We start from the raw sequence: 18,405 nt of genomic DNA, 5'->3' as shown, positions 1-18,405 counted from the left end.
ATGAACCGGCGCGACGCGGCCCGCCAGGTCGGCACCTTTTATGCCAAGCGCGGCTGGCAGGTCTTCCCGTTCCAGCGCGCCGTCTGGCAGGCCGCGCTGGCGGGCGAATCGGGCCTGCTGCATGCCACGACTGGCTCCGGCAAGACGTTCGCGGTCTGGTTCGCCGCGCTGCAGCGGGCCATGTGCGCCAAGCCATCCAGGAAGCGCGGCCTGCGCGTGCTGTGGATCACGCCGATGCGCGCGCTGGCGGCCGATACCCTGCGCGCGCTGAGCGAATCAGCGGCCGAGCTGATGCCCGGCTGGACGGTCGATGCGCGCACCGGCGACACCTCGTCCGCCGCCCGCGCACGCCAGGCCAAGCATCTGCCGGACACCCTGATCACGACGCCGGAAAGCCTGACCTTGATGCTGTCCAAGGCCGATGCCGCCACCCAGTTCGCGCTGCTGGACATGGTCATCATCGACGAATGGCACGAGCTGATGGGCAACAAGCGCGGCGTGCAGACGCAACTGGCGCTGGCCCGGCTGCGGCGCTGGGCGCACCAGGCGGGCGGCGAACTGGTCGTGTGGGGCCTCTCCGCCACCTTGGGCAATCTGCCGCGCGCCAAGGAGGTGCTGCTGGGACCGGGCATGGCCGGCGCCACGGTGGAAGGCAGCATCCGCAAGGACATCCTGGTCGACACCCTGATCCCGGCGAATCCCTCGCGCTTTCCGTGGGCCGGTCACCTGGGCATCCAGATGCTGCCCGCCGTGATCGGCGAGATCGAGCGGCACGCCACCACGCTGGTGTTCTGCAATACCCGCTCGCAGGCGGAACTGTGGTACCAGAACATGCTGGAGGCGCGGCCCGACTGGGCCGGCATCATCGCGCTGCACCACGGCTCGCTGGACAAGGAAGTGCGCGACTGGGTCGAGCTGGGCCTGAAGAAGGGCGAGCTGAAAGCGGTGGTCTGCACCTCCAGCCTGGACCTGGGCGTGGACTTCCTGCCGGTCGAGCGCGTGCTGCAGATCGGCAGCGCCAAAGGCATCGCCCGTCTGCTGCAGCGGGCCGGGCGCTCCGGCCATGCGCCGGGCCGCGTCTCGCGCGTCACCCTGGTGCCCACACACAGCCTGGAACTGCTGGAAGCGGCTGGCGCGATCCAGGCCGTCAAGGACCGCGACATCGAGGCGCGCCACGTGCCCGAAAAGCCGCTGGACGTGCTGGTGCAGCACCTCGTCACGATCGCGCTGGGCGGCGGCTTCCGCTCCGAGGCGTTGTTCGACGAGGTGCGTGGCGCCTGGTCGTACCGCCACCTGACGGAGGAGGAGTGGCAGTGGGCGCTGGACTTCGTCGCGCGCGGCGGCCAGAGCCTCACCGTCTACCCGGAATACCGCCGCGTGCTGCCGGACGAGGAAGGCGTCTACCGTGTGCCGGACGTGGCGCTGGGCCGGCGCCACCGCATGGGCATCGGCACCATCGTGTCCGAGGCGATGATCCAGGTGAAGTACCAGAGCGGCGGGCGCATCGGCACGGTGGAGGAGGGCTTCATCGCGCGCCTGAACAAGGGCGACAACTTCCTGTTCGGTGGCCGCATCCTGGAATTCATCCGCGTGCACGAGATGACGGCTTACGTGAAGCGTGCCACGGGTGCCAAGGGCGCGGTACCGCGCTGGCAGGGCGGCAAGATGCCGCTGTCGTCCGAGCTGGCGCATGCGGCGCTGGCGCAGATGCAGCGCGTCACCGAAGGCGTCTACAGCGGGCCCGAGATGCTGGCGATCGCGCCACTGCTGGAGATCCAGGCGCGCTGGTCGGCATTGCCGACGCCGGCGCGCACCGTCATCGAAAGCCTGCACAGCCGCGAGGGCCATCACCTGTTCGTGTATCCGTTCGCCGGGCGGGCAGTGCACATCGGCCTGGCCTCGCTGTTCGCCTACCGCATCGGCCGTATGCAGCCGATCACCTTTTCCATCGCCGTCAACGACTACGGCTTCGAGCTGCTGGCGCCGGACAACGTCGATTGGGCCACCGTGTTCGCGCCGGCGCACGGCCGCGACGTCGGCCTGTTCGGCACCGGGCACCTGCTGGAGGACGTGATGGCGAGCCTGAACGCGACCGAAATGTCGCAGCGGCGCTTCCGCGAGATCGCCCGCATCGCCGGCCTGGTGTTCCAGGGCTATCCGGGCCAGCCGAAAAGCAACCGGCAGATCCAGGCCTCGTCGTCGCTGTTCTTCGAGGTGTTCCGCAAGCACGACGCCGGCAACCTGTTGCTGACGCAGGCCCAGCGCGAAGTGCTGGAGCAGGAACTGGAACTGAACCGGTTGCGCGCCACGCTGGAGGAGCTGCAGGGGCGCGCCGTCAGCTACCACGAGACAAAAAGAGCCACGCCGTTCGGCTTCGCGCTGATGGTCGAGCGCTTCCGCGAGAAGCTGTCGACGGAGAAGCTGTCCGACCGCGTGGCGCGCGTGCTGCGCGAACTCGAGAAGGCGGCCGGACCATGAACGCGGCGTCCACCGAGCTGGCGGGCGAAGCGGTGTTGCTGCTGGCGCAGAAAGCCCTGTACTGGCCGCGCGAACGGATGCTGGTGATCGCCGACATCCACTTCGGCAAGGCGGCGTCGTTCCGTGCGTTGGGTATTCCCGTCCCGCGCGGGACGACCACCGAAAACCTAGAGGCGCTCGATGCGCTGCTGGCGGCGCACGACGTGCGCCACGTGCTGTTCCTGGGCGACTTCCTGCATGCGAAAGCGGCGCATGCGTCCGCTACCGTGCAGGCGATGCTGGCCTGGCGCGCGCGCCATCCCGACCTGGTGCTGACACTGGTGCGCGGCAACCACGACAAGCATGCGGGCGATCCGGCCGCGCAGCTGGGACTGGCGCTGGTGGACGAGCCTTACGTGCTGGGGCCGTTCGCGTTCTGCCACCACCCCGACCTCGCCTGCGACGGCTACGTGTTGGCCGGGCACGTCCATCCCGTCTACCGGCTGCGGGCCGGGCGCGAGTCCATGCGCCTGCCTTGTTTCCTGGTCGGCCCGCGCCGTGCCATCCTGCCGTCGTTCGGTTCCTTCACGGGCGGCCATGAGATCGAGCCGGCGGCGGAGGACAGGCTGTACCTGGCGGTGGAAGAAGCGATTTTCCCACTGGAAAATAAATAGGGTTTTGGTAGGTGCTGTCCTACAGGGACACCTGTACGCGTCCTATATTTCCTGCTCAGTGTTTGCACTACGATGAGTACTCCTGTTGCCCGATCGTTATAACAATGATCGTCGCTGGTCGGTGAGAACGATCGGGCGCGGGTTCCTCCCTCACTCCACCACGTCAAAATCCCCCAATGCATCACTTCAGGAGAATTGATCATGGCATCATCGAATCAGGGTAATAATCGAGGTAACCGACAAGGCGAGGCCCAGGGCAATACGGGTAACAAGCAAAGCGCAACGCGTAATCGCGGCTTTGCGTCGATGGATCCGCAGCGTCAGCGCGAGATCGCATCCGAAGGGGGACGTGCCGCGCATGCGAAAGGCACGGCGCACGAGTTCACGTCGGAGGAGGCACGCCGGGCTGGGGCCATGAGCCACAAGAACGGCAATCGCCAAAGCGCACGCGGCGGTAATTCCGGCGGTGGCAATGACCAGGGCAACCAGGGCTGAACAGCGCAGGAAGCACGTCGAGGAGAATGGGCATGACTCCATCTGACAATTCCCGCAAGAACAAAAGCAGCGAAGAGAATTTCGTGCTAGTGGACACCGAGCATCCGGGCATCGGCAACATCGATTTTCCGGAAACGGAAGTCAGGCGGGTCGACCGGCCGATCCCGGGCAACCGCCAGAGCACGGATCAGGGCGCACGCCAGGGCGAACAGCCCGGTACGGAAGGCGGAGCGCCAGGGCCGGAAGCCAGTTCCGGCGTATGACGGCAACGCGCCGACGCGGCCCGCATGTGAGGGGCGGGCCGAAGTCGGGCTGGACGTCGAATGAAATCCGCCGGTTGGCGGATTTTTTTTGGGTGAGGCAAAGCTACTCTCGGCGCCGGCAAGACCCAAAGGTGACAGGCTCCTATCTGGCCGCCGGCGGCGGCCAGATAGGAGCCTGTCACCACGGGTTACCGCGGGTTTGTCTGGCTCAGTGCCCCAAGTGCTTGTGCTCGCCAACATTGGTCGGCCGCTTGCCCGTCAGCGCCGCCTTCGCCATCGCAAACAGGCTCACCATCTTGCTGTTGCCCGTATCCCAGTACTCGGCCGACTGGATCTGCACTTCCAGCAGCGCCAGGTGCGGGTCGTCCAGACCCTCCGGGAACCAGGCCTTGACGGAGGGCTTCCACAGCTGCTCCATCTTGGCGCGGTCGCGTACCAGCGCCGCGCGGCCGGCGACGGATACGTACAGGTGATCGTCGACGTCGGCAAAGCTGACGTTGACGGAGGGGTTGTTCACCAGGTGCGTCGTGAACTCCTCCTCGTCGGAAACAAAGAACCACATCGTGCCGGCCTCGTCGATCTGCTGCAGCGTCAGCGGGCGGCTCGTCATCCGGTTCTCGTCGTCGCTCGTGGTGAACATCCCGAACTTCACATCCTTGACGCGCTTGGTCAGATCGTCCAGTTCGTCCTTGGTAAATATCGTCATCGTGGCCTCCTGTATTGTCCAGAACAAAGCCCAACGATACGCGCGCACCCGGCGCGACTCTGTACGCTGGCGTACACCTGATTTGTATCCACGGCTGTTACATAATTGACTCCGCAAATGATAATCATTATCATCTGATGATTCATATAAATGCCGGCAGCAGGAAGAACCAGTGAGCGAAGACGTCAACCCAGTCCAGGCGGCCGCCAGCACCGCCCGCGCCAGCCGCGCCGTGTGGCTGAAGCAGCTGCACCAATGGCACTGGATCAGCTCCGCGCTGTGCCTGCTGGGCATGTTCCTGTTCAGTATTACCGGCATCACGTTGAACCACGCCTCCCAGATCGAAGCCAAGCCGACGATCGTGCGCAAGGAGGCCACGGCGCCGGCGCCGCTGCTGGCGCAGCTGAAGACCTTCGCGGCGCGGCATGACGGCGACAAGGTGCCGCTGCCTGCGGCCGCCGAAGACTGGCTGCTGGCTACCTGGTCCGTCAAGGCGGGCGGTCGCGCCGCCGAATGGTCGCCCGAGGAGGTCTACCTGCCGCTGCCGAAGGCCGGCGGGGATGCCTGGGTCCGCATCGGCCTCGAGGATGGCGCGGCCGAGTTCGAGAATACGGACCGCGGCTGGATTTCCTGGCTCAACGACGTGCACAAGGGCCGCAACACCGGCACGGCATGGAACTGGTTCATCGATATCTTTGCCGGCGCCTGCCTGGTGTTCTGCATCACGGGCCTCCTGATCCTCAAATTCCATGCGGCGAACCGGCCGTTCACGTGGCCGATGGTCGGCCTGGGCGTGCTGGTTCCCGTCGTCATCGCACTGCTGTTCATTCACTAACACTTAAGGCACACCATGAAATTACGCTATTCCATCGCGCTCAGCATTCCGCTGTTCAGCGCATCGGCGATGGCGGCCGACCTGGCCCTGAAGCTCGAGATCCCGCAACTGAACGTGGCCGAGTACCACAAGCCCTACATCGCCGCGTGGATGGAAAACGCGGACCAGAAGGTCGTCGCCAACCTGGCCGTGTTGTACGACACCAAGAAGAAGGACAACGCCGGCACCAAGTGGGTCAAGGACATGCGCCAGTGGTGGCGCAAGACGGGCCGCGACCTGGCCCTGCCGCTGGACGGCGTTTCCGGCGCCACCCGAGCGCCGGGCGAGCACACGCTGACCTTCCCGGTCGCGAAGGAAGCGCTGAACAAGCTGCCGGCCGGCCAGTACCAGCTGGTGGTCGAGGCCGCGCGCGAGGCGGGCGGCCGCGAATTGGTCAAGGTGCCCGTGGCGTGGCCGCCGAAGTCGGCGCAGGAATTCTCCGCCAAGGGCAAGGAAGAACTGGGTAACGTCGTCGTGCAGGTCAAACCTTAAGGACAGCCATGAAGCTCCATAAAACCCTGATCGCGCTGGCACTGGCCGGCGCCGCGTTCAGCGCGCACGCGCACAAGCCGTGGCTGCTGCCATCGTCCACGCTGGTCGAAGCGAAGGAGCCGTGGGTAACCGTCGACGCGGCCATCTCCGAAGGCCTGTTCGACATCGACCACGTGCCCCTGAAACTGGACGGCATCGTCGTCACGGGTCCGGATGGCGCCGCCGTCACGCCGGAGAATGCCAGCACCGGCAAGCTGCGCAGCACGTTCGATGTCAAGATGGCGAAGAACGGCACCTACCGCATCGCGCTGGTCTCGCAGACGGCCTTCGCCAGCTGGAAGGCCAACGGCGAGACCAAGCGCTGGCGCGGCCTGGAAGCCAACCTGGCCAAGGAAGTGCCGGCCAACGCGGAAGACCTGAAGGTGAGCCGCACCAACAGCCGCCTGGAGACCTTCGTCAGCGCCAACGAGCCCGATAACGCCGTGTTCAAGCCGACCGGCAAGGGCCTGGAGCTGGTGCCCGTCACGCACCCGAACGACATGCGCGCCGGCGAGAAAGCCACCTGGCGCTTCCTGCTGGACGGCAAGCCGGCCGCCAACCTGGCCTTCAGCCTGATCCCGGGCGGGGTGCGTTATCGCGGCACCCTGGGCGAAATCCGCCAGAGCACCGACGCCAAGGGCGAGATCACGTTCACGATTCCGGCCGCCGGCATGTACCTGGTCAGCAGCAGCTGGCCGGCGCAGGCGCCCGCGCAACCGGGCCAGCCGCCACAGATGCCGCCGCTGCGCGTGACCTACGCGGCCACCGTCGAAGTGCTGCCGCAGTAAGCATGCGCCGGGTCCTGCTGCCGCACGCGATCTCGTCCGCGGCGCCGCCCGCCGGCGCCGCCATCCACGAGCTGCGCGGCACCAGCATGGGTACGAGCTGGTCGGCGCGGATCGCCGGCGCGGCGGCGGAGCTGGCCCCGCTCCTGCAAGCGGAACTCGACCTGGTGGTGGCGCAGATGAGCCACTGGGAGCCCGCCTCCGACCTGGGGCGTTTCAACCGCGCCCCGGCGGGCACGTGGCACGCGCTGCCGACCGAGTTCCTGGAAGTGCTGGCGTTCGCGCTGGACGTGTGCGAGGCCTCCGGCGGCGCCTGCGACCCGTGCGCCGGCGCGCTCGTCAACCTGTGGGGCTTCGGGCCCCTCGACCGCCACGACGAACCCGGCTTCGTGCCGCCCACGCCCGCGCAGGTGCAGGCCGTGCTGGCGCGGCGCGCGCACGTGCGGCTCGACCCGCAAACGGGGCGGGCCTGGCAGCCCGGCGGCGTGCAGCTCGACCTGTCGGCCGTCGCCAAAGGTTATGCGGTGGACCGCCTCGCACTGCGGCTGGAGAGCCTTGGCTTCGCCAATTATCTCGTCGAGGTGGGCGGCGAATTGCGTGGCGGCGGCGTCAAGCCGGACGGCCAGCCCTGGTGGGTGGCGCTGGAACAGCCGCTGGATGCGAGCGCCGGCGACGACGGCATCGTCGTCGGCTTGCATGGCCTGGCCATCGCCACGTCGGGCGACTACCGCCGCTATTTCGTCGATGGCGCCGGCCGGCGCCCCCATACGATCGATCCCCGCACCGGTCTGCCGATCGACAGCGGCATCGCATCCGTCACCGTCGTCGATGCCAGCTGCATGGCGGCCGACGCATGGTCCACCGCGCTGACGGTGCTGGGCGTCGAGGCTGGCCTGCGCCTGGCCGAACGGCGCGGCATCGCGGTGCGCTACCTGGTGCGCCAGGGCGACGGCAGCTTGCGCGAATCCACCAGCAGCGCGTTTGCCGCGATGCTCGATTGACCCCGATGGCAGATATCGTCACCAACGACACCACGCGCCTGGCGCTGACCGCGGCCGGCTTCGTCGCCTACGGCATCACCTGCCTGCTGCCCTGGCTGCGCCAGCGGCGCAAGCGCGCCGGCACCGCGGCGCAGGCTGCGGACGGCTGGATCGTCGCCCATGCCAGCCAGACCGGCAACGGCCTTGAACTGGCCGAGCAGACCGCCGCGACCTTGCGCCTGGCCGGCATCGGCGTGCGCGTCTGCGAACTGGCGGGGGTGACGCAGCAGGCGCTGGAGCGCACGGAGCGCATCCTGTTCGTCGTCAGCACCTATGGCGAGGGCGACGCGCCCGACGCGGGCGCCGCGTTCGCCAGCAGCCTGATGACGCGCCGGCTGGCGCTGTCGCACCTGCACTACGCGGTACTGGCGCTGGGCGACCGCGCCTACACCCAGTTCTGCGGCTTCGGCCGTGCGCTCGATGCATGGTTGCGCGAGCAGGGCGCGCAGCCGCTGTTCGACCGCATCGAGGTGGACCGCAGCTCAGCCCAGGCCATCGGCCAGTGGCGCCAGCAACTGAGCCACCTGGCCGGTACCAGCGACGCACCCGACTGGAGCGCGCCCGCGTTCGCGCCGTGGCGGCTGGCCGAGCGCCGCCTGCTCAACCCCGGCAGCGCGGGTGCGCCCGTCTATCATCTGGAACTGCTGCCGGCCGATGGCGCGCTGCCATCGTGGCAGTCCGGCGACCTGGTGCAGGTGGCGGCGCCGGGCGACCCGGAGCGGCCGCGCGAATACTCGATCGCCTCGGTGCCGGCGGACGGCCGCGTGCACCTGCTGGTGCGGCTGCAGCGCCATGGCGACGGCAGCAGCGGCGTCGCCTCCGGCTGGCTGTGCGAACAGACCGACGTGGGCGCGACCGTGGCGTTGCGGCTGCGCCAGCACCGCCGCTTCCGGCTCGAAGAGAATGCCGCGCGCCCGCTGATCTTGATCGGCAACGGCAGCGGCATCGCCGGACTGCGCGGCCACCTGCGTGCCCGCGTGCTGGCGCGGCAGGGGCGCAACTGGCTGCTGTTCGGCGAACGCAACGCGGTACACGATCTGCATTACGGCCAGGAACTGCACGCACTGCACGAGGCAGGCATGCTGGAGCGGCTCGACCTGGCGTTCTCGCGCGACCAGCCCGAACGGGTGTACGTGCAGGACGTGCTGCGCCGTCAGGCGCCGGCGCTGGGCGAGTGGATCCGGCAGGGCGCGGCGATCTATGTGTGCGGCAGCCTGGAAGGGATGGCCGGTGGCGTGGATACGGCGCTGCGCGACATCCTGGGCGCCAGCGCCGTCGATGCGCTGGCGGCGCAAGGACGCTATCGCCGCGACGTGTACTGAACGCCGCGCAAGCCGGTCCGCCATGCGGCCCGGCCCCTGTCTCTCAAGCCTCGTGCAGTTCCTGCAAGCCGCGCTGCAGACTGGAGATGCTGGGATTGTCGATAAACACGCAGCGCTTGCCGGTACGCTTGCAGAAGTCCTTCACGCGCCAGTAGGCGCTGTGGCTGATGCAGCCCGTCTGGCAAATCACCAGGTCGGCCGCCGCCAGGCTGGCTTCCAGCTTGCCGGCGTTATCTTCCAGCCCGCCGTCGTGGTGCGCGAACTGCGCGCCCGCTTTCTCGATCACCGCGCGGTAAGTGGACACGTTGCCGCTGCGGCCGCCCACGCACAGCACGTTGCGCTCGGCCAGCCGGATCGGCAGCCGGATGATGTGCTCCACCACGGCCGGCGGCCCGTCCACTTCTTCGGCCGGCGCGGCCGGAGTGGCCGCTTCCAGCTGGGCCTGCGCTTGCAGCAGCAGCTTGCGCAAGTCCGCGATCTGGCCGCGCAGGGCGCGCTCGCGCTCGTCGGTCTGGGCCAGGCGCTGCGCCAGCCGTTCGCGGGTTTCCAGCCCGGGAATGGCGTTGCGCAGCTGTTCCAGCTCCTGCCGCAACGAGTCGATGATGCTGTCGCGCCCGACCAGTTGCGCGCGTAATTGCATCAGCGCCGCGGCATGCTTGTCCTGCTCCGCCGTGCGCTCCAGTTGCATCGCCGCGTTGCGTTGCTGCAGCTTGGCCAGCTCGCGAGTCAAACTGGCGTTCTCGTCGACGACAGCATTGAAACGGTGCAGGTCGGCGCGCGTGCAGGCGCCAGCCTGGTGCTGGATCATGTGCAGGTCGCGGCACATCTTTTCTTCCAGTTCGGGCGCGCAGCGCGGATGGCTGAGGCCGGCCCAGAACGCGCCGGCGACGTCGCCGCTCGCTACCGCACCCTGCCACAGTTCGGCCAGCTGTTCGGTCGTGCGGGCGGCGCGAAAGCGTGCGATGACGGTCGCGAAGCGGCGCTCCAGTTCCTTCTGCACGGCTTCGGACAGGCGGTTGCGCGTGCCGCATTCGCTGACGGCGCCCACGTGTACCTCATAGTCGTCGGCCAGCACCTTGCCGCCCGCGACCTTGCCGACCAGCTTGCGCAGGGCGCCCAATGGAATGCAGACGCCGATCAACGGGCAGTGGCAAGTATGCGACAGCTCCCAGATGCGGCGGCGGCGCGAGGTCTGCGCCGCATCGGGCGGCGGGGCGATCGGATGTTTGTCGCACATCGCTTATACCACCTGCGGCGTCGGGCGCGCCCGTCCCATGATGCGGCTGAGGAAGCCTTCTTCCTTTTCCTTCACCGGCGGCAGCGAGCGCTCGACGATCGTCGCCCATTGCTCGGACAGTTGCTGGCACGTGGCGGCCAGCACGGGCGCCATGCCAGGCAGGGTGGACAGGGCCTTCAGGTGCCGTTCGATGACGGATGCCAGCTTGACGCATGCGGACTCTTCGCTGGCCGTGTAGTGCGACATCAGGTGCAGCACGGCGGAGAGCATCAGCTCGGGCTGGGCGCCGCCGGCGCCGGGTGTCAGGTAGATCGGATCGGTATGGTCGATAGCCATTCGGGACTCTCCTCGGAACGTTGGCTGGCTACCGGGACGGTTGGCTGGCTGAGGTGGGGTGTGGCGGGTGATGCGGGACGGTCAGGCGGTCAGGATCAGTTTGTTCAGCTGGGTGATGCGCAGCCGGTAGATGCGGCCGGCGTGTTCGATTTCCACTTCGCGCCGGTCCTGCATGAGGCCGGCGGTAGTGAAGCGCTGCACAGGCTGGGGCTGACGCGCGGACGGTTGGGTCGCTGCGGTTGCCGGGGTGGCTGGCATGGTCATGGTTGGCATGGTGGTTGGCCTCAAATAAGAATGATTCGCATTTGCATTATTGGATAGCGCTGCCGAAAATGCAAGTTCTTTTTGTGCTTTCCGTGCTGTGTGTGGCCAACAAAAAAAGAGACCCGCCGAGGCGGGTCCAAGCTGGGTGAGGATGGAGCCCGAATGGGAGGGCGCGCACCGCTCAGACGGCGGCCATCAGCTGGACAGAAGGGCCTGTCGAGGGTGCGGCGGGTTCCGCGGCTTCGACAGCCGCGGCCTTGCGACCGGCGCCGCTCTTCGAGCGCGAGCGTGAGGGCGGCAGGCGGCGCAGGGTTTTCAGCGCGTCCGGGTCCTTGATGCCGATGGTGCGCTGGTCGACGGTAATCAGCCCGATTTCGTTAAAGGCGGACAAGGTACGGCTGACGGTTTCCAGGGTCAGGCCCAGGTAGCTGCCGATCTCGTGGCGCGTCATGCGCAGGTTGAACAGTTTGCTGGAGTAGCCCATCTGGGCAAAGCGGTCGGCCAGCGAGACAAGGAAGCGGGCCACGCGGGCCTCCGCGCTGAGGGCGCCCAGCATGCCGATCATCGCCTGCTCGCGCACCAGCTCGCGGCTCATCACGCCATACATCATGTTTTCCAGTTCCAGATGCACGCGGCCCAGCGCCGTCAGCTTCTTGAAGGGCAGCAGGATCAGGTCGCAGTCGGACAGCGCCACCGCCTCGGACGCATACTGGCGGCTGTGGATGCCGTCCACGCCCAGCATGTCGCCCTTCATCGGGAAGCTCAGCACCTGCTCGTTGCCGAATTCGTCGATCAGCACGGTTTTCAGGAAGCCGGAATTGACGATGTACAGGGTATCGAACGGCTGGCCGATGGTATGGATGCGCTGGCCCGTCTTGAATTGCACGTGCTGGAACAGCAGCTCCTCCGACTGGATCGTGCAGGCCGACGGGATGTGCAGCAGGTCGCACACCTCTTTCAGGTTCGACCACAGCCGCCCCTGGCGCTGGCGGCCCGCTTCCATGGCGGGCGTGTGGGCGGCCGACGCGGCGGCACGGTTTTCGGACATTTGCGTTGGGAGCATGCTGATCTCCTGGTTTGGACAATGAATTTTGGCTATTCGGATAACAAACCAGAAAGGCGGTCTCGGTTTTCGGCTTGTCGGCAACCAGTTGCCGGGCTGTTACAGCCCGCGACGTTCTCGACGTAGATGTAAAGCAACTGGAGTGGTTTCAGTATGCCAACGGCCCCGAGTGAAAAATATCGGTAATGCGCTGAATATGCCGTAGGAGACGGCGGGGAGAGGTAGGAATACTCCTACTGGGAGTACCCGCTCCACAGAGTGAGAAGCGGGGTGAGCGGCAGGGTAGGACAGTGTGCCGCCAGGCTCAGGCCTTGAACGGCGAAAGTAGCTTATGCGCAACTGCGTACTGCACCATTTCCGAAAGCGAGGTCATCCCCATCTTCTGCATGATACGGGTCTTGTGGGTGCTGACGGTCTTGACCGACAGGTGCAGGTTGTTGGCGATCTCGGTGATCGACTTGCCGGAGACAAGCAGGGAGAATACCTCGAACTCGCGGTCGGACAGCTGCTTGTGCAGCAGGGTCTCGTTCGGCATCATGATGTTCAGTGCCAGCTGCTCCGCCACTTCCGTACTGATATAATGGGCGGCCCGAGGCGACCTTGCGGATGGCGCCGACCAGCTGGGTGCCGGCGCTTTCCTTGGTCAGGTAGCCCTGCGCGCCGGCGCGGATGGCACGCACGGCATATTGCTCTTCCTCGTGCATCGTCAGGATCAGGATGGCCAGCTTGGGCGCCTCGCTGCGGATCTGGCGAATCAGGTCGACGCCGCTGCGGCCCGGCATCGACAGGTCGAGCAGCAGCAGGTCGAACCCGCCCTGGCGCACGTGTCGCAACACCTCGAAGCCGTCGACCGCCTCGCCCGTGATGTCGATGTCGGGGGCACCGTCGAGGATGCGCTTGAGTCCTTCGCGCATGATGGTGTGGTCGTCGGCGATGACTATTCTGATCATAGGTTTGGCTGTCGGTTTCTGGTACTGCAACTATAACTGTGGAAAAAGTGCCCGTATTGCGCAAACCGCCGGCCGCATGCGGCGGCGGCTCAGTCGACCGGCTCCTTCAGCAGGCGATGCACGAGCACGGGAATGCGCGAGTGCGACAGCACCTTGTTCGTCACGCTGCCCAGCAGCAGCTGGCCCCAGCCGCTGCGCCCGTGCGAACCGATGAAGATCAGGTCGCAATGCTGCTGCTGTGCCACCTCCACGATTTTCAATGCCGCGCTTTCCGCGAACTCCGTCAGGCTGGTGCACGGCACGTTCTTGCGGGCGCACGCATCGACGATCGATTGCGTGTGCTCGCGTCCCGCGCGTTGCATGGCGGCCCGGTACTCGCTTTCGCTTGGATAACTGGGCGGAATGATCTCCACATATATGGGATACTGGTATTCCGGCGCGACGAACAGGGCCAGTACCTCGGCCCCCATCTGCTGAGCAAACGACACGCCGGCGCAGGCGGTCATGCGGGAAACAGCCGATCCGTCAGTCGTGATCAGGATTTTCCGGTACATCGCTGCCTCCGTGTCGACAGAGTGTCGGTCCAACGAGCTCATTGTAAACGGGTTTCACCCCCTTGTCCGGATGTAAAGATTTGATCTTTCTCAAGAGTAGATTAGACGGGGCGCAAACTTGGAGTAAATGCCATGTTTGTTTATGACAAACGGCATGCATAAATGCCAGCAGCCCAAATACAACACAAAGTCACCCTTTTGCTGCCGCCGCACATTTTTGCCCGGGCTTTGTCGAATCGGTGATTGAACAAGCAGGTACGCCCCTGCTACACTCGCGGAAGTGCGTTAATATTGCCGAGCGTCATCAAAAGTACCGCTACAGGCAGCGTTGACGGCAGCAATTTATTGATTATGGAGAAGCAGGGATATGACCGACGCCGCTGATGATTTCGACGCATTATTCGAGGAAGTGTCTGCGCAGCGCGCCAGCGCTCCCGCCCCGGCCGCAGCCCCGGCCCCGGCGCCGACCGCCGCAGCAGAAGACGACCTGGAAAGTCTGTTCGACGAGATCGCCGCGAAAGGGCCTGCGCAAGCAGCCCCCGCCGCGGCCGCGGTAGCACCGGCGGCGCCGGCACCTGCCGCACCCGCCGCCGCATCCGCCGAAGCGGGCGACGGCCAGGCCAACGATGGCACGATGTTCGAGCGCCTGGGCGGCATTGTCCGCCTGCTGCACGACTCGCTGCGCGAACTGGGTTACGACAAGGCCCTGACCGAGGCCTCGAGCCAGATCATGGACGCGCAGGACCGCCTGGAATACGTGGCCACGCTGACCGAGCAGGCCGCCAACAAGGTGCTCAACACGCTGGACGACGGCATGCCGGCCCAGGACGTGCTGTCGAAGAAGTCCAAGGAAATGGAAGACCGCTGGGCCGCGCTGTTCGAAGGCAAGCTCAGCATTGAAGAGTTCAAGGTGCTGGCGGGCGACTCGCGCGCCTTCGCCCAGGCCGTGTCCGAAGCGACCGAGGCCGAGAAGGCACGCCTGCTGGAAATCATGATGGCCCAGGACTTCCAGGACATCACCGGCCAGCTGATCAAGAAGGTCGTCACGATCACCAAGACGGTGGAGCAGGAGCTGGCGCAGCTGTTGAAGGACAACGCGCCGGCGGACAAGCGCGAGCGGATCGCGCAGAAGGAAGTGGAGAAAGTGGAATTGATGAGTGGCCCGTCGGCACCGACGGTGGCGCTGAGCCAGGACAGTGTGGACGATCTTCTTGCCGATCTGGGGTTCTAATGGACGATATGCTTAAAGAGTTCGTCGTCGAGGCGATGGACCTGGCGGTCAACGTCGAGGAGCATCTGCTGCGCCTCGAACGCGACCCCGACAACAAAGAAACGCTGAACGCCGTGTTCCGCTCGTTCCACACGATCAAGGGCGGCGCCGGCTTCATGAACCTGGGCGCGCTGGTCTCGGCCTGCCACCTGACGGAAAACCTGTTCGACGCCCTGCGTACCGGCGCCGCGCCGGTGACGCCGCTGTCGATCGAGGCGGCGCTGATGGCGTCCGGCTTCGTGGCCGACCAGCTGGCGGAGCTGAACAACGGTGCCGCGCCGGAAAGCCTGCCGGCCATGCCGCCGGAACTGGACAAGATCCTGACGGATGCGATCGAAGGCAAGGTGTCGTCGGCCAAGCCGGCCGCCGCCGCGCCTGCCGCCGCCCCGGCCGCAGCCCCTGCCGCCGCGCCGGCACCTGCCGCCGCCGCGCCAGTGGCCGCTGCCGCGCCGTCCGCCGACGGCCTGGATTGGGAAGGCATGTACGAGGCCGTGATGCCGCCTGGCTCCGTGACCCGCTCGGCCGCGCCTGCGCCCGCGGCTGCTCCGGTTGCCGCTGCCGCGCCTGCTCCGGCGCAAGCTGCCGCCCCGGCCCCCGCCGCCGCGCCTGCCGCCGAAGCGGCTGGCGGCAAGAAGTGGGATGGCGTCGAGCGCCGCGAGGAAAAAGCCGCGCACGCCGCCCCGGCCAAGGAAGAAAGCATCCGTATCGACGCGGTCAAGCTGGACGCGTTGCTGGAAGTGGCTGGCGAATCGGTGCAGGCCGCCAACCAGGCCGCCGTGTTGCTGGAACGCCTGCAGCAGTTCAAGTTCGAAGGCCAGGCCGCCACCTTGATGTCGGCGCTGACCGAAACGCTGGAGCGCGCATCGCGTTACTCCACCGAGCTGCAGCGCGCCACGCTGGCGACCCGCATGCAGCCGGTCGGCCGCCTGTTCCAGAAGTTCCCGCGCCTGGTGCGCGAACTGGCGAAGGACCTTGGCAAGGAAGTCGAACTGGTCATCGAGGGTGCGGAAACGGAAGTGGACCGCGTCGTCGTCGACAGCCTGTACGACCCGCTGGTGCACATGCTGCGTAACGCGCTGGACCACGGCGTGGAAGGCCCGGACGCGCGTGTCGCCGCCGGCAAGAACCCGAAGGCGACCATTCTGCTGAAGGCATGGCAGGAAGCCAACAGCGTCATGATCGTGTTGCAGGACGACGGCAAGGGCATGGACCCGATGGCGCTGCGCAAGAAGGCCGCCGAGAAGGGCCTGATCTCGCCGTCCGCCAACATGACGGACGACGAGTCGTACCAGCTGGTGTTCCTGCCGGGCTTCTCGACCAAGGAAGTGGCTTCGTCCGTCTCCGGCCGCGGCGTCGGCATGGACGTGGTGAAGACCGCCGTCGAGAAGAACCGCGGCGCGATCCACATCGAATCGATGCTGGGCAAGGGCACCAAGTTTGCCATCCGCCTGCCGATCGAGCTGTCGATCGTGCCGACGATGCTGGTCTCCACGTCGGGCGCGCTGCTGGCGCTGCCGATGGCGGTGGTCCAGCGCGTGGTCGAGCTGCCGGAAACGTTCATGGAAGTGGGCGGCGCGCCGGTGCTGAAGGACCAGGGCCGTCCGCTGCCGGTGCGTTCGCTGGCCGGCGCGCTGGGTTACGAGCTGTCGCCGGAACGCGTTGGCATCGTCATCAATTCGCCGCAACCGTACATCCTGGCCGTGGGCGCCGTGGACGGCACCGCCGACCTCGTCATCAAGCCGATGACGGCGATTGCCGTGGAAGGTATCACGGGTACGGCCCGCTCCGCCGAAGGCGAGCTGGTGCTGGTCGTGGGCCTATCGTTCCTGATGGATGGTTGCAGGGGCGCGGTGCGCATGGCAGCATAAGCAAGTTGCCAAGCAAGTAGTAAAAAAGCCTGCGACCGCCTCGCAGGCTTTTTTTTTGTTGCCACGGAAATGGGGACAGACCCCAATTATTTGGCAATGTTTCCCTTAAAATGGGGTCTGTCCCCATTTTTAAGGCAACTTTTGGCAGGACATTGCAGAAACGGGCGCCAGCGGCGCGCCGCACCCAATCAAGAGGCATCGGCCCACAAGGCGGAAAGTCGGCTTGTTTTGCAGCGCACAAACTGTGGCATAATCAAAATGGAACTTCTCACACACAGGCAGTAAGCAGCAATCATGAAGACGCTTTACGACAAACTCTGGGAATCCCACGTGGTGCGGACGGAGGAAGACGGCACCGCCATCCTGTACATCGACCGCCACCTCCTGCACGAAGTCACCAGCCCGCAAGCCTTCGACGGCCTGCGCGCGGCCAACCGCCAGCCATGGCGCCTGTCCGCCAACCTGGCCGTGGCCGACCACAACGTGCCCACCACCGACCGCTCGCACGGCATCGCCGACCCGGTCTCCCGCCTGCAGGTCGAAACCCTGGACGGCAACGCGAAAGAGTACGGCCTGACGTACTTCAACATGAACGACAAGCGCCAGGGCATCGTCCACGTGATCGGCCCGGAGCAGGGCGCGACCCTGCCGGGCATGACGGTGGTGTGCGGCGACTCGCACACGTCGACCCACGGCGCCTTCGGCGCGCTGGCGCACGGCATCGGCACCTCCGAAGTGGAGCACGTGCTGGCCACGCAGACGCTGCTGGCGAAGAAATCGAAATCGATGTTGGTGCAGGTGGACGGCGCGCTGCCGCCGGGCGTCACCGCCAAGGACATCGTGCTGGCGGTGATCGGCGTCATCGGCACGGCCGGCGGTACCGGCTACGCGATCGAATTCGCCGGCTCGGCGATCCGTTCGCTGTCGATGGAAGGCCGCATGACGGTCTGTAACATGGCGATCGAGGCGGGCGCGCGCGCCGGCATGGTCGCCGTCGACGACACCACGATCGATTACATCAAGGGCCGTCCGTTCGCGCCCGCCGGCCCGCACTGGGACCAGGCCGTGGCCTACTGGCGCACCCTGCACAGCGACCCGGGCGCCAGGTTCGACATGGTGGTCACGCTCAACGCGGCCGAGATCAAGCCGCAGGTCACCTGGGGCACGTCGCCCGAGATGGTGACGTCGATCGACGGCCGCGTGCCCGATCCCGATCACGAAAAAGATCCGGTCAAGCGCGACGCGATGGAAAAGGCGCTGACCTATATGGCGTTGAAGCCGAACACGCCGATCGAGGACATCCGCATCGACAAGGTCTTCATCGGCTCGTGCACCAACTCGCGCATCGAGGACCTGCGCGCCGCGGCCGCCGTCGTGCGCGGCAAGCGGCGCGCGTCGAACGTGCGCCTGGCCATGGTGGTGCCGGGTTCGGGACTGGTCAAGGAGCAGGCCGAGCGCGAGGGGCTGGACGCCATCTTCAAGGCGGCCGGCTTCGAATGGCGCGAGCCGGGCTGCTCGATGTGCCTGGCGATGAACGCCGACCGGCTGGAGCCGGGCGAGCGCTGCGCCTCGACGTCGAACCGTAATTTCGAAGGCCGCCAGGGCCAGGGCGGGCGTACCCACCTGGTATCGCCTGCCATGGCGGCCGCCGCCGGTATCGCCGGCCATTTTGTCGACGTGCGCGCGATCCGCTGAACGTTGTATTAAGTAAGGGGC

The 18,405-nt window shown here is 66.4% G+C and carries 18 protein-coding genes and 1 pseudogene; 12 read left to right on the top strand and 7 right to left on the bottom strand.

The genetic code is table 11. From position 1 onward, the window contains the following. The 4 genes from E7V67_019735 to E7V67_019720 all read left to right on the top strand — a co-directional run bounded on the left by E7V67_019735 (nt 1) and on the right by E7V67_019720 (nt 3,889). Nucleotides 1–2,478, top strand: coding sequence for a ligase-associated DNA damage response DEXH box helicase (locus E7V67_019735; protein WUR11913.1), 2,478 nt, complete (start codon nt 1–3; stop codon nt 2,476–2,478). Next, on the top strand, nt 2,475–3,131 hold the full coding sequence (pdeM, locus tag E7V67_019730) for a ligase-associated DNA damage response endonuclease PdeM (GenBank protein ID WUR11912.1): 657 nt from the start codon (nt 2,475–2,477) through the stop codon (nt 3,129–3,131). Before E7V67_019735 ends, pdeM begins: the two co-directional genes overlap by 4 nt. 201 nt (nt 3,132–3,332) lie before the next feature. Continuing rightward, complete coding sequence (locus tag E7V67_019725; GenBank protein ID WUR11911.1) at nt 3,333–3,626, top strand: KGG domain-containing protein; 294 nt, start codon at nt 3,333–3,335, stop codon at nt 3,624–3,626. Nucleotides 3,627–3,658: 32 nt separating this feature from the next. Continuing rightward, nucleotides 3,659–3,889, top strand: coding sequence for a hypothetical protein (locus tag E7V67_019720; GenBank protein ID WUR11910.1), 231 nt, complete (start codon nt 3,659–3,661; stop codon nt 3,887–3,889). Nucleotides 3,890–4,097: 208 nt separating this feature from the next. Here E7V67_019720 and E7V67_019715 read toward each other — a convergent pair whose 3' ends face one another. Then, entirely contained in the window at nt 4,098–4,595 is a 498-nt protein-coding gene (locus E7V67_019715; protein ID WUR11909.1) for a pyridoxamine 5'-phosphate oxidase family protein, read from the bottom strand. 172 nt (nt 4,596–4,767) lie between these two features. Here E7V67_019715 and E7V67_019710 point away from each other — a divergent pair, with 172 nt between their 5' ends. The 5 genes from E7V67_019710 to E7V67_019690 are packed head-to-tail and all read left to right on the top strand — an operon-like array spanning nt 4,768 to nt 9,147. Next, entirely contained in the window at nt 4,768–5,430 is a 663-nt protein-coding gene (locus tag E7V67_019710; GenBank protein ID WUR11908.1) for a PepSY-associated TM helix domain-containing protein, read from the top strand. 15 nt (nt 5,431–5,445) lie between these two features. Next, nucleotides 5,446–5,961, top strand: a complete 516-nt coding sequence (locus tag E7V67_019705; GenBank protein ID WUR11907.1) for a DUF2271 domain-containing protein — start codon at nt 5,446–5,448, stop codon at nt 5,959–5,961. An 8-nt stretch (nt 5,962–5,969) separates the two neighbouring features. Next, entirely contained in the window at nt 5,970–6,788 is an 819-nt protein-coding gene (locus E7V67_019700) for a DUF4198 domain-containing protein (GenBank protein WUR11906.1), read from the top strand. Between the two features lie 2 nt (nt 6,789–6,790). Further along, on the top strand, nt 6,791–7,786 hold the full coding sequence (locus E7V67_019695) for an FAD:protein FMN transferase (GenBank protein WUR11905.1): 996 nt from the start codon (nt 6,791–6,793) through the stop codon (nt 7,784–7,786). A gap of 5 nt (nt 7,787–7,791) precedes the next feature. Continuing rightward, the gene (locus E7V67_019690; GenBank protein ID WUR11904.1) at nt 7,792–9,147 is read left to right on the top strand and encodes a sulfite reductase subunit alpha; all 1,356 of its coding nucleotides are present in this window, start codon (nt 7,792–7,794) and stop codon (nt 9,145–9,147) included. A 43-nt stretch (nt 9,148–9,190) separates the two neighbouring features. Here the strand turns inward: E7V67_019690 and E7V67_019685 are convergent, their stop codons facing one another. The 6 genes and pseudogenes from E7V67_019685 to E7V67_019660 form a co-directional block, all read right to left on the bottom strand. Further along, complete coding sequence (locus E7V67_019685; protein WUR11903.1) at nt 9,191–10,384, bottom strand: DUF2325 domain-containing protein; 1,194 nt, start codon at nt 10,382–10,384, stop codon at nt 9,191–9,193. Between the two features lie 3 nt (nt 10,385–10,387). After that, the gene (locus tag E7V67_019680) at nt 10,388–10,720 is read right to left on the bottom strand and encodes a hypothetical protein (protein WUR11902.1); all 333 of its coding nucleotides are present in this window, start codon (nt 10,718–10,720) and stop codon (nt 10,388–10,390) included. Between the two features lie 81 nt (nt 10,721–10,801). After that, a complete protein-coding gene (locus E7V67_019675) occupies nt 10,802–10,993 on the bottom strand; it encodes a hemin uptake protein HemP (protein WUR11901.1) in 192 nt (63 codons plus the stop codon). A 172-nt stretch (nt 10,994–11,165) separates the two neighbouring features. Further along, nucleotides 11,166–11,987: a helix-turn-helix domain-containing protein gene (locus tag E7V67_019670; GenBank protein ID WUR16317.1), complete on the bottom strand. Its 822-nt coding sequence runs from the start codon at nt 11,985–11,987 to the stop codon at nt 11,166–11,168. Between the two features lie 364 nt (nt 11,988–12,351). After that, nucleotides 12,352–12,997: pseudogene (locus tag E7V67_019665) on the bottom strand (response regulator transcription factor). 89 nt (nt 12,998–13,086) lie between these two features. Continuing rightward, on the bottom strand, nt 13,087–13,551 hold the full coding sequence (locus E7V67_019660; protein ID WUR11900.1) for a universal stress protein: 465 nt from the start codon (nt 13,549–13,551) through the stop codon (nt 13,087–13,089). Between the two features lie 367 nt (nt 13,552–13,918). Here E7V67_019660 and E7V67_019655 point away from each other — a divergent pair, with 367 nt between their 5' ends. The 3 genes from E7V67_019655 (at nt 13,919) to leuC (ending at nt 18,384) form a co-directional block, all read left to right on the top strand. Then, on the top strand, nt 13,919–14,782 hold the full coding sequence (locus E7V67_019655; protein ID WUR11899.1) for a protein phosphatase CheZ: 864 nt from the start codon (nt 13,919–13,921) through the stop codon (nt 14,780–14,782). Continuing rightward, nucleotides 14,782–16,689 carry a chemotaxis protein CheA gene (locus E7V67_019650; GenBank protein WUR11898.1) on the top strand — a complete coding sequence of 636 codons (1,908 nt, stop codon included), beginning with the start codon at nt 14,782–14,784 and terminating at the stop codon, nt 16,687–16,689. The genes E7V67_019655 and E7V67_019650 overlap by 1 nt, the downstream gene beginning before the upstream one ends. A gap of 291 nt (nt 16,690–16,980) precedes the next feature. Beyond that, nucleotides 16,981–18,384, top strand: coding sequence for a 3-isopropylmalate dehydratase large subunit (gene leuC / locus E7V67_019645; protein WUR16316.1), 1,404 nt, complete (start codon nt 16,981–16,983; stop codon nt 18,382–18,384). Nucleotides 18,385–18,405: the final 21 nt, after the last annotated feature.

The organism is [Empedobacter] haloabium (genome assembly GCA_008011715.2).
GTDB classification, from domain to species: Bacteria; Pseudomonadota; Gammaproteobacteria; order Burkholderiales; family Burkholderiaceae_D; genus Rugamonas; species Rugamonas haloabia.
This window is presented reverse-complemented; position numbering and strand designations above follow the sequence as displayed.